This is a genomic window from Streptomyces sp. NPDC043738 (assembly GCF_056436545.1).
The window spans coordinates 96,622-108,446 of sequence record NZ_JBWKCJ010000006.1 but is presented as its reverse complement, the minus strand read 5'-3'; the positions used below and the strand labels follow the sequence as shown (position 1 = coordinate 108,446).

Sequence of the window (11,825 nt, the reverse complement as noted above, 5' to 3'; positions counted from 1 at the left end):
TCCCCTTGTTTCTAAGCCGTCACGTGAGCGTTCTGGCCGGACCCGGAGGTCGCGCCGCGATACCAGTACTCGAGGGTCAGCACATGCCACAGATGCTTGGAGAAGTCCCGCTGTCCGGCGGCGTCCTCGGCGACCATGCGCGCCAGCGCGTCGCGGCGCAGCAGCCCGGAGCCGACGAGCACGCCGTCGTTGACCACCTCGCGCACCAGCGGTGCCAGGTCCCGGCTCATCCAGGCCCGCAGCGGGGCGCTGAACAGGCCCTTGGGCCGGTAGACGATCTCCTTCGGCAGGATCGAGGTGGCCGCCTCCTTGAGGACGGCCTTGCCCTGCCGTCCGACGATCTTGCGGTCACCGGGCACGGCGAACGCCGCCTCGACCACCTCGACGTCCACGTACGGCACCCGCACCTCGGTCGACGCGGCCATGCTGGAGCGGTCCGTGTACGCGAGGTTCAGGCCCGGCAGGAACATCCGGGCGTCGCCCAGGCACATCCGGTTGACGAAGTCGTCGAGGTCGTTGTCCTGGTAGACGTCGGCGTGCTCGGTCAGCACGTCCTCGACCGCCTGGGCCAGGTCCGGATCGACCAGGGCGAGCAGCTCGTCCCGGTCGTACATGGTGTAGCTGCGCCGGAACGCGGTCTCCTCCGGCAGATCGGCGAAGGACAAGAACCGCTTCGCGAAGCGCACCGACCGGTACCCCCGGCGGGCCGTGGCGACCGGCAGCCGGTCCACGACCCCGGACACCCCGCGCCGCAGGGGCCGCGGGACGCGCTGGTAGCGCAGCGCGAGCAGGTTGGCCAGGTGCTTGCGGTACCCGGCGAACAGCTCGTCGGCGCCCATGCCCGAGAGCATCACCTTGACCCCGGCCTCCCGGGCGGCCGAGCAGATCAGGAAGGTGTTGATGGCGGCGGGGTCGCCGATCGGCTCGTCCAGGTGGTACGTCATCTGGGGCAGCAGGTCGAGCACGTTCGGGGCGATCTCGATCTCGTGCAGGTCGACGCCGAACCGCTCGGCCACCTGCCGGGCGTAGCGCAGGTCGTCCGGCATCGCCTCGAACTTCGCGTCCTCGGCGCGGAATCCGATCGTGTACGCGGAGATACCGGGCTGGTGGCGAGCCGCGAGCGCGGTCAGGTAGCTGGAGTCCAGTCCGCCGGAGAGGAAGGTCGCCACGGGTACGTCGGAGAGCAGGTGCCGCCGGGTCGACTCCTCGACGACGGCGGCCAGGTCCGGCCGCTCGCCGCTTCGGGCCCGCTCCCGGCCTTCGGCGGCGACGTCCTTCAGGTTCCAGTAACTGCCGTGCTCCACCCGGCCGTCGGGCCGGATCCGCAGCCAGCTGCCCGGCGGCAGCTTCTCCGCCTCGCGGAACGCGCAGCGCGAGTCCGGCACCCAGTAGTAGAGGAGCGAGGCCACCAGCGCCGCATGGTCCACCTCCAGCGACCCGCCGGTGGCGGCGGCGAGCGCCTTGAGCTCGGAGGCGAACACCAGGCCCTCGCCGCGCCGGAGCAGGAACAGCGGCTTGATGCCCAACTGGTCGCGGGCCAGGACCAGTTCACCGGTCCGCTCGTCGAAGATCCCGAACGCGAACATGCCGCGCAGCCGGGGCAGGCAGTCGGTGCCCCAGCGCCGCCAGGCCTCCAGCAGCACCTCGGTGTCGGAGGTGCCGCGGAAGCGCACCCCGGCGGCCGCCAGCTCGGCGCGCAGTTCGGGCGCGTTGTACAGCTCGCCGTTGTAGGTCAGGGCGAGGCCGCCCGAGACCATCGGCTGGGCGCCGGTCCCGGACAGGTCGATGATGGCCAGCCGCCGGTGCCCGAGGTGCACTTCGCCGTCACCGGCGGGGTGGCTGTACCGGCCGGCCCCGTCGGGACCGCGGTGGGCGAGGGTATCGGTGAGCCGGTCGGTCACGGCCTTCCCGTCCGGCCACCGGTAGCTGCCTGCGATGCCACACACGTCTTACCGCGCCTCCTGGTCGGTGTCCGGGACCCGAACGGCCCAGGTCGGCCGCTCCGTCCTCAGCTGGCCCTCCCCCACTGCCTCAACGGCGTGGGAGGTACCCCCATCGTTCTTCCGGGCAAGGAGCTCGCTGCGGCCCCGCAGCGCGATGTGCAGCCCGTCCCACAGCGTGCCGTCGGTCCGGTCACGCGGATCGGGGTCGATCAGCACCACACCGATCACCACGATGCGCTGGTCCGCGAGCTGCCGCGCCACGGTGTGCAGCCATGTGGCGCTGCCGTGCCCGGCACGCACGACGAGCACGGTCCGGCTGCCGAGGTACCGCAGGTCGGTCCACGCCGTGCCGGGCGCGACCGAGCCGACGCCGAGCCGGCGCACCTGATGGGGCACGGCCGCGGCACGCTCGCCGCTGACCACGTCCGGGTCCCCCGGCTTCCGGCCGCTGTTGGCGAGCTGTGGGCCGGGCAGTCCGTCGACGACGACCACCGGCCCCACCGCCGCCAGTGCCCTGGCGACGTTCAGGGCGATCGCGCTCGTGCTGCGCGCACAGCCCAGTTCGAGCAGCGACACCGGTTCCGTGGAGCCGCGCACGGTGCGGGCCAGGGTCGTGGTGAGCCGTTCGCGTGCCGCGCGGTTGCGCCGGCGCTGCCACAGCCCGGACGGCCGGCGGGACGCACCGCGCAGCTCGGCGATGACCGAGGCGCCCAGGTTCGCCGCGATCTCCCGGCGCAGCACGGGGCGGTCCGCCACCACCGCGCCGACCGCGGCCACCGCGAGCCCGAGGACGAGCCCGAGGAGGAGCCCGATCCCGGCGTTGGTGACAGCGGCCTTGGGCAGGGAGTGCCGCACCAGGCGCGGGGCGTCCACGATCTGCGTGCCGGCGATGAGCTGGGGCGTGCCGATGCGCGCCTCCTCGGCGCGCTGGGCGAAGTCGGCGATCCGCGAGTTGAGCTCGGCCCGGCGGGCGAAGAGCGACTCGATGCCCGCCGACGCCTTCGGGTCGCGCTCCGGCGATCGGTCTCCGATGGCCTTGTTGACCTCGGTGAGTTCCTTCCGCATGCGGTCACGCTGGTCGAGCAGGGCCTTGGCCTCGGCGTTCGCGGCCTCCCGCATCCGCTTCACATGGTCCGCGACGAACGCGTCGGCCAGCGCCTGGGCCCGGGCCACCGCTTGCGCTTCGCTGTCACCTGTCACATCGATCTGCAGCAGGTTGTTGGTCAAGCCGGTACCCCGGTATTCCCGCATGAAGTCTTCCGGTTTCTCCGGGGACTTGAGGGACTCGAGGGCCCGCGCGGCGATCCGTGTGGTCCCCAGCAGCTCGACGTCGGTGCGGATCAGCGTTCCGGTGTCGTTCGGCTGGTCCTCCTGATGCGCGACCAGCACCTTGGTCGCGGCGGTCGGCGGCGGCAGCAGCACGACCGCCATCGCCGCGCCGACCAGCAGCCCCAGCAGCGCCACGGAGCACCACAGGCGGCGGCGCCTGCGCACCGCCACCACCAGCGCCTGCAGGTCCAGCAGCGGAGCGGCGGCCGGCGACTCCGCGTTCGTGCTCGTCGTCACACCGAACCTCCCGTCGCGTGGCCGCGAACCGCGAGCACCAAAGGGGCGTCGTTCGCGGGACGGCCGGCAGAGCGCTCCGGACGGGCCCGGTCCGTGCCCGCGACGACGACGCCGACGACCTCGTGTCCGCCGTCCGCACACGCCTCGGCGATGCCGGCGAGTTCCGCTGCGGTCCAGCTGCCCGCGCTGAGCACGACCAGGGCACCGGACTCGGCGTCGCGGTCCGGCACCATCGGCTGGGACACCGAGACCCCCACCACGCGCAGAACGGGGTCTGCCCCGCTCGAAGAGCTCGGGGAAGGATCGCGCTCGGCCTCGGCGACGAGCTGCCCGGCGGCCCGGCGGGCGATCTCGTCGCCGTCCGGTACGACGACCAGCAGCCGCCGGGGGGCGGGTAGGTTCTCCCGGAGGCGGGCGCACACCCGCCGGTAGCGGGTCCGCCGGCTGGCCTCGTCGCCGGACATCCGCGGGGCCGGCACGTCCCAGCGGGTGTCGACGCCCAGCAGCCGGCGGATCCAGGCCCGCGGGCCGCGGCCTTCGGGCCGGTGCGCGGGCCGTTCTCCCGGCACGTCGACGGTACCCAGCAGCGCCGACCCCAGCGCCGCGGCGATCTCCGGTTCGGTGCGCAGACGGCGGCTCATCCGTGCGGCGGTGAGATGGCCGATGACCGCGAGCAGGAAGAACAACAGCGCCCCGGTGGCGATGAGTTGCACCCTCGTCGGCGGTGCCTCGCCGGTCGGCCGGGCCGCCGGCCCCATGACGACCATGTTGGCCTTGTTGGTCGCCGGGTCGGCCTCGTCCAGCTTCTTCATGGCCGCCTGCAGCGCGGTGCGCAGCTTCTCGAGCTCGGTGCGGGCCTGCACGCCCTCCACGGTCCGCCCCGGATCGGCCGCATTGGCCAGGTCGGTGATGCGGCGGTTGGTCTGCACCACTTTCTGCCGCAGCGCCTCGGGCTCCGCCGCCGCGTCGGGGTCGGTGTCGTCGCCCGCGATCCGCGCGGCGAAGGCGACGAACTGCTGGGCCACCTGGTCGGAGAGCCGCTGCGCCTGCTCCGGGGTGTCGGCCGTACCCGAGATCTTGATGATGTTCCCGTCGGCGGCCTTGGCGCTCACCCGATCCCGCAGCTCGCTGCCGCTGACGCCGGTCCGGCCGAGCGTGGCGGCCGCGCGGTCGACCACCGCCGAACTGGCCGCGATCTCCGCCTGGGTCAGCAGCTCGCGCTCCTCCCACTGCCCCGCCAGCAGTACCGATGTCGACGTCGTGTAGCTCGGCGGGAACAGCAGGGAGGCGCCGTAGCCGACGAGCGCGCCCAGCACGGCGACGACGGCGAGCAGCCGCCAGCGCCGACGGAAGATCCGCCCGATCGTGACCAGGCGTATCGCATCATCGCTCAACGCCGCTGCCTCCTCTGTGCCCGGACCGGGGCGCTCGGCGACACCGGAGCGCGGTCACGGCAGGCGGCGGCGTAGGCGGCGAGCAGCGACGCTTGCGAGTTCCGCCAGGAGAGCTGCCCGCTGATCCGCTCCTGGCCGATCTTGCCCATCCGGGCCCGCTGCTCCGGATCGTCCAGTAACCGCGCGATGAGCCCGGCGAACTCGGCTTCGTCGTTGGCGGGCGCGTAGCGGGCGGCGTCACCGGCGGAGACGCGCGCCTCCGTCAGGTCGAACGAGACGATCGGCCGGCCCATCGCCATGTACTCCAGGACCTTGTTCATCGTCGACACGTCGTTGAGCGGATTGCGCGGGTCGGGGGACAGGCACACGTCCGCGGTGGACAGGTAGCGCACCAGGTCGGCGTCCGGTATGCGCCCGGTGAACTGCACCTGCTCCGTGAGCCCGAGCTGCCGGGACAGTTCCACCATCGCCTCGAAGGCGTCGCCGGAGCCGACGAACACCGCGTGCCAGTCGGTCCGCCCGAGCTCGTCGCGCAGTCTCGCAAGGGCCCGCAAGGCGTAGTCGACGCCGTCCTGCGGGCCCATGACGCCCAGGTAGCACAGCAGATGAGGCTTGCCGTGCTTCAACTCCGCCTCAGGTGGCACCGGTTGGAACCGGTCGGTCTGGGGGGCGCTGCGCACCACGAAGACGTCCTCCGGCCGCTTGCCGCCACGGCGTATCGCGACGTCCCGGTAGCTCTCGTTCGTGGCGAGCACGATGTCCGCGGCCCGGTAGGTCCGCCGTTCCAGCGCGCACACGGCCCGGTAGAGCAGGTCCTTGCCGCGGTCGAACCGGGAGAGGTACAGCTCGGGCACCAGGTCGTGCTGGTCGAAGACGAACCGCGCGCCGCGCCGCTTCAGCCACAGTGCCGGCAGGAACAGCAGGTCGGGCGGGTTGCAGGCGTGGACCACGTCGACCGGGCCGACCTTGCGGGCCAGCCGGACGGTGTGCCACAACGCCGACCCGTACTCCCGCAGGTAGCCGGCCGGCCCTCCGGTGGCCGCGCGCAACGGGTAGCGGTGGATCCGCACCCCGTCGATCACCGCCTCCGGCTCCGTGTCGCGCTTGCTCCCCTGCGGGCAGATGACGTGCACCGTCCAGCCCGCGTCGCGCAGCGTCGTGCACTCCTGCCACACCCGCCGGTCGAACGGCACCGACAGGTTCTCCACCAGAATCAGCGCGCGACGGGCCGGCCCGTCGCCGCTGACCGTCTCACCAAACGATGTGTCACCAAGCAAGGCCCACGTACCCAGGTTCGGCCCGGCGCACGTCGGCGTCGGGAAGGTGGATGAGGTCGACGATCACCGGGCCGTCGCCATGGGGCAGCGCCGACAGCACGGCCGGATCCCTGGTCCCGACCAGGCACACCTCGGCATGCTCGAGCACGTCGTCGACGGACTCCGCGAGCAGCTGCGCGAGGTGCGGCAGCCGGGTCTCGATGTACTCGCGGTTCGCGCCCATCAGCCGGGAGAGGCTCACGTTGGCGTCGTAGATCCGCAGGTCGTAGCCCTTGCCGAAGAGCCTCTCCGCCAGCTCGACGAGCGGGCTCTCGCGGAGGTCGTCGGTGCCGGGTTTGAAGGACAACCCGAACAGGCCCACCCGGCGCCTGCCGGTGCGCTCGACCAGCTCCACGGCGCGCTGCAGATGGTCGGCGTTGGAGGGCAGGACATGGGACAGGATGGGCACCGAGACGTCGGCCCGCCGTGCCGCATGGACCAGGCTGCGCAGGTCCTTGGGCAGGCAGGAGCCGCCGAAGGCGAAGCCGGGCCGCAGGTAGGCGGGGCTGATGTTCAGCTTGCGGTCGGCCAGGAACACGTCGATGACCTGGTGGGAGTCCACCCCGAGCGCCCGGCACACCGCGCCCAGCTCGTTCGCGAAGCCGATCTTGAGGCCGTGGAACGCGTTGTCCGCGTACTTGATCGCCTCGGCCGTCGGGACCGGCACCCGGAACACCTCGCCGGGCAGGCCGTCGTACAGCGCCGCCACCACGTCGCCGCTCGCCGGGTCGAGCTCGCCGATGACGGTCTTGGGCGGGTCGAAGAAGTCCCGCACGCTCGTGCCCTCGCGCAGGAACTCCGGGTTGACCGCGACCCCGAAGTCCACCCCGGCCGTACCGCCGGCGTACTTCTCCAGGATCGGTACCAGCAGGTTCAGGCAGGTGCCCGGGAGCATGGTGCTGCGGAAGACGACGGTCTGCCGCCCGCCCCGCTCGGCCACCGCGGCGCCGATCTGCTCGGTGACCCGCTCCAGGTACGTGGTGCACAGACTGCCGTTGGGCTCCGACGGCGTGCCCACGCAGACCAGCGACACCTCGCTGGCCATGACCGCCTCGCGGACGTCGCCGGTGGCGCGCAACGCTCCGGTCCGCACGACCTCGGCGATGAGCTCGCCGATCCGCTCCTCGACCACCGGGGCCTTGCCGTCGTTGACCAGGTCGACCTTCACCTGGTTCACATCCACCCCGATGACCTCGTGGCCCATGCTGGCCAGGCACGCGGCCGACACGCAGCCCACGTAGCCGAGCCCTAAGACGCTGATCCTCATGACCCGTCCCTCCCCCCAGGCAGGCCCTTGTGGCCTGCGCTCCGCACCCCGGCCGTACGACGACTCCCGCGCATCAGTAGGCCCCCTGCCCGTGGAGCACCGCACGCAGCGTCTTCCACAAGATCACCGTGTCCAGCGCGAGCGACCAGTCCTCCACGTACCGCAGGTCCAGGCGGACCGCCTCCTCCCACGGCAGGTCGCTGCGTCCGCTGATCTGCCACAGGCCGGTGAGCCCGGGCTTGACGAGCAGCCGCCGCCGGATGTCCGGGCCGTACGCGGCGGACTCCTCCGGCAGCGGAGGCCGCGGGCCGACGAGCGACATCGAGCCGGTGAGCACGTTGAAGAGCTGCGGGAGCTCGTCGATCGAGTACCGGCGCAGCACCGCTCCCACCCGGGTCACCCGCGGATCCCGGCGGAGCTTGAACAGCAGGCCGGCGCCCTCGTTGCGCTCGGCCAGCCCGGCACGTGCCGTGTCCGCCCCGGCGACCATGGTGCGGAACTTGAAAATGGTGAACTCGCGGCCGTCCTTGCCGACCCTGCGCTGGCAGTAGAACGCCCCGCCCCGGCTGTCCACCAGCACCAGCAGCCCGACGACCACCATCAGCGGCGCGAACAGCATCAGCAGGATCGCCGCGCCCGTCCGGTCGACGACCTCTTTGACCGCCCGGCGGCCCCCGGTGAAGATCGGCATGCTGACCCTCAGCAGCGGTATCCCGAGCACCGCGTCGACGTGCAGCCGCGGGCCGGCCACCTCCATCAGCACGGGGGCCACGACCATCTCGGCATCGCTGCCTTCGAGGTTCCAGGCCAGCCGCTGCAGCCGGTCCGGTGACCAGTGCGGGTCCGGTGTGACCGCGACGACACGGTAGCCGTCGCGGTGGACGTGGCCCGCGACGTCCGCCAGTCGGCCGACGACCGGCACTCCGTCCAGTCGGTCACCGTCGGGCCCGAGACCGTCCGGCGTGCACACCGCCTCCACCCGCCAGCCCAGATGCGGGAACTTGCGGGTTCGGGTGATCAGGTCGCGTACGGTCGCCAGGCTCCCGGCAGCGACCACCGGGCGCAGGCACCGTCCTTCCTTCCGCTGTTTGTGCAGCCAGAGGCGCAGCAGATACCTCTCGGTCATGGTGATGAGCGCGATCGCCGGGATCGCGACGAAGATCCAGAGCTTGATGTTGCGCGAGGTGAGGGCGATCCCGCCGAGCGCCAGTACGACGACCGCCGTGAACAGTGAGCGTCCCAGCCGGCGGAATTCCTCGGCGCCCTGGCCGAGCACGGCCGGAGCCCACGCCCGGCTCACCGCGAGCGCCCCCAGCACCAGCAGCTCGGTGCCGAAGGCCAGAATTCTCCATTTCTCATGCCAGTTGGCTGCGTCCCGGACCCCGAAGAAGCCGCCGATCGCCGCCACCACGAAGGCGGTGGCCACCGTGTCGCTGGTGATCACGGTACGGCGGTACCGCTGCTCCCAGTCGATCGCGGGCGGGCTGATCGGCCCGTTCTCCAGACGCCCGCGCGCCGATGGAAACGGGCTGGTTAATTCCCCCTGCTGTACAGACCCCCCCAGGTCTCCAGCGGGCTCGACGTGTTCGCTCAACACGGTTCCTCCCCCCGGGAGGCCCCCGCCCCCCGCACTGTTCCACCCCTCGGGAGGCCCCCGCCCCCCGCGCCGCGCCGTTCCTCCCCTCGGGAGGCCCCGCCTCCCGCGCATGACATCCCGGCCAACCGCAGCGCTACGTGAACAACCCACCCTGGCGGCAGCGGACTTGCTGTCCTGCCAGACCTTCGAGGTACACGGGAACCCGTCGAAAACCTCGGGCGCTCCCCGCACCCGAGGCCCCCTCGCGGGCCCCAAGAACTGATCACCCCCACGTCTGACGCCGGGACGCGACTGACGGCTGTCCGTGGCGGCGGACCTATAGATCATTTTGGTCGCCACGTGACCGACCGGCCGAAGCACGGTCAATCTAGACCATCGAGACCAGTATGTAGAGGGGATGTGTGCAACTTGTGCCCAAGCTTTGAGGCCGGATTCATCGACCGGTGACACCCATGGGGGCCGTGACGCCGAAGACGTGCCTTGTGACCTGTGAGGACGGGAATTCTCCGGGCCGCCGGCACCGCCAACTCCGGGGCGTCGTCGGCCAGAACCGGGCGCTGCCGTGGAAGCGGTACCCGTGGACCACCCGGTGCGAGCGGCCGGGGCGGGCCGACGCGGTCAGCGGGCCAGCCGGCCCAGGAGGGAGGACGCGGCGGCGATGCCGAGGGCCGCGGCCACCACGAGGACGGCGTAATCCAGGGCCAGATGGGCGTGGGTGCCGAGCAGGAGACCGCGCAGGGCGTCGATCTGGTAGCTCAGGGGATTGACCTTGCTGACCGTCTGGAGCCAGCCGGGCATGACCGCCACCGGATACAGGGCGTTGGAGGCGAAGAAGAGCGGCATGGTGATGGCCTGGCCGATGCCCATCAGACGGTCGCGGGTGAGCACGATCCCGGCGATCGTCATGGACAGGCAGGAGAAGAAGGCCGAACCGAGGACCACGGCGACGGCCACACCGATCAGCCGCAGCGGGTTCCCGGTCATGGCCACGCCGAGCAGCGCCGCGATGACGATCACCACCACGGCCTGGATCAGCGCCTTCACCCCGGCGGCGAAGGCCTTGCCGGCGATCAGGGCGGCGCGTGGGGTGGGCGTGACCAGCAGCTTGGTGAGGATGCCGGCGTCCCGCTCCCAGATGATCATGATGCCGTAGAAGATCGCGATGAACATGGCCGACTGCGCGATGATGCCGGGCGCCAGATAGTCGATGTACGGGGTGCCGCCGGTGGGGATGGCGTTGATGCGGGTGAAGGTCTCACCGAAGACCAGCAGCCACAGGGCCGGCTGGACGGCGCGGGTGTACAGCTCGGTGCGGTCGTGGCGCAGCTTCTGCACCTCGACCACGCACATGGCGACCACCCGGGCGGGCAGCACCCGCCAGCCGGTGCGGGAGCGCGGCGGGACCAGCAGCAGATCCAGCCCGTCGGCGCCGGTGGCGGTGTCAGCCGACTCGGTTGGCCGTGCGGCGGGTGCTTCGGACATCGCGGAAGTCTCCTGACTGCTCGTCCAGGCCGCTGCCGGCGACGTCCCGGAAGACGTCCTCCAGCGTCGGCGCGGCGTCCGACGAGCGCGATGCGGTGGGAGGGCCGGGTGCGGTGGAGGTGCGCGCGGCGCGGGCCGTGCGGCGGCGGGCGCGCAGGGCGCACTTGAGGGCGTCCGGTGTGCCGAGGGCGCGGATGCGGCCGTGGTGCATCAGAGCCACGCGGTCGCAGTACTGGTCGGCCTCGTCCATGTAGTGCGTGGTCACCAGCACGGTCATGCCGGTGGCCGCGCGTACCGCGTTGATGTGCTCCCAGACGCTGGTGCGGGCGACCGGGTCCAGGCCGACCGTCGGCTCGTCGAGCATCAGCAGACGCGGCGCGCTGACCAGCGCCTGGGCCAGTTCGAGGCGGCGGATCATGCCGCCGGAGTACGTCTTGGCGAGCCGGCCGGCGGCGTCGGTGAGGCCGACCGCCGCGAGCGCCTGGGTGACGCGTGCGGCGCGTTCGCGGCGGGGGATGTCGAAGACGCGGGCGAACAGGGCGACGTTCTCGCGGCCGGTCAGTCCGGCGTCGGCGGAGAGCTGCTGCGGTACGTAGCCCAGCAGCCGGCGGACCGCCATCCGCTCCCTCGCCGCGTCGTGACCGAATACCCGCACCATGCCGGCCGGGACGGGCAGGAGCGTGGTGATGCAGCGGATGGTGGTGGTCTTGCCCGCGCCGTTCGGCCCGAGCAGGCCGAAGACCTCACCGGCGCGTACGGAGAGGTCCACCCCGTCCACGGCCCTGGTCTCGCCGAAGGCGTAGTGCAGGGCGCGGCAGGTCACGGCGTCGGGAGTGGGGGTGGCGGGCGCCGCTGCGGCGGCCGGTCCCGGACTGCGCCCGTCGTCGGTGGTCATGTGCCCGCCAGCTCCTCGCGCAGCAGGTGACCGGGCCGCGACCGGCACCGGATCGGCCGCCGGGCGCCGGCCGGGCCATCGGCCAGGACGTCGGCGAGCGAGTCGGGGCACTCCCCTGCAGCCATGCCCCGATTTTAGTTCTGGCTGCGAGGCGGCGGCCAGGAAGCGCGCGGGAGCACGGACGAGCAGCACGCCCATGGCCCGGCCAGGGGGTTCGCCCCGCTCCCCCGCTTCCGGGGGCGGCGGTGGCGCCGGGGCCCCCGGTGGCGGCGCGATCTCCGCGTGGCCCCGGCCCCTGCCCACCGCAGCCGTGGCCGTGGCAGTGGCCGCGCCGTCGGACTGCGTCGCGCCGGGCGCAGACGACG

At 72.3% G+C, this 11,825-nt stretch carries 9 protein-coding genes; all 9 read right to left on the bottom strand.

The features are described from left to right. Nucleotides 1-11 precede the first annotated feature (11 nt). Nucleotides 12-1,946, bottom strand: a complete 1,935-nt coding sequence (gene asnB / locus AC0680_RS11040; protein ID WP_478626858.1) for an asparagine synthase (glutamine-hydrolyzing) — start codon at nt 1,944-1,946, stop codon at nt 12-14. 3 nt (nt 1,947-1,949) lie between these two features. Further along, the gene (locus tag AC0680_RS11035; RefSeq protein ID WP_478626856.1) at nt 1,950-3,509 is read right to left on the bottom strand and encodes a Wzz/FepE/Etk N-terminal domain-containing protein; all 1,560 of its coding nucleotides are present in this window, start codon (nt 3,507-3,509) and stop codon (nt 1,950-1,952) included. After that, entirely contained in the window at nt 3,506-4,903 is a 1,398-nt protein-coding gene (locus tag AC0680_RS11030) for a Wzz/FepE/Etk N-terminal domain-containing protein (protein ID WP_478626853.1), read from the bottom strand. The genes AC0680_RS11035 and AC0680_RS11030 overlap by 4 nt, the downstream gene beginning before the upstream one ends. After that, entirely contained in the window at nt 4,900-6,180 is a 1,281-nt protein-coding gene (locus tag AC0680_RS11025) for a glycosyltransferase family 4 protein (RefSeq protein WP_478626851.1), read from the bottom strand. Before AC0680_RS11025 ends, AC0680_RS11030 begins: the two co-directional genes overlap by 4 nt. Next, entirely contained in the window at nt 6,170-7,486 is a 1,317-nt protein-coding gene (locus AC0680_RS11020; RefSeq protein WP_478626848.1) for a nucleotide sugar dehydrogenase, read from the bottom strand. The genes AC0680_RS11025 and AC0680_RS11020 overlap by 11 nt, the downstream gene beginning before the upstream one ends. Nucleotides 7,487-7,559: 73 nt before the next feature. Continuing rightward, nucleotides 7,560-9,050: a sugar transferase gene (locus AC0680_RS11015; protein WP_478627115.1), complete on the bottom strand. Its 1,491-nt coding sequence runs from the start codon at nt 9,048-9,050 to the stop codon at nt 7,560-7,562. A 651-nt stretch (nt 9,051-9,701) separates the two neighbouring features. Beyond that, entirely contained in the window at nt 9,702-10,565 is an 864-nt protein-coding gene (locus tag AC0680_RS11010; protein ID WP_468982670.1) for an ABC transporter permease, read from the bottom strand. After that, entirely contained in the window at nt 10,525-11,460 is a 936-nt protein-coding gene (locus tag AC0680_RS11005; protein WP_478626847.1) for an ABC transporter ATP-binding protein, read from the bottom strand. Before AC0680_RS11005 ends, AC0680_RS11010 begins: the two co-directional genes overlap by 41 nt. Then, nucleotides 11,457-11,585: a hypothetical protein gene (locus tag AC0680_RS11000; RefSeq protein ID WP_478626845.1), complete on the bottom strand. Its 129-nt coding sequence runs from the start codon at nt 11,583-11,585 to the stop codon at nt 11,457-11,459. Before AC0680_RS11000 ends, AC0680_RS11005 begins: the two co-directional genes overlap by 4 nt. Between the last annotated feature and the right edge of the window lie 240 nt (nt 11,586-11,825).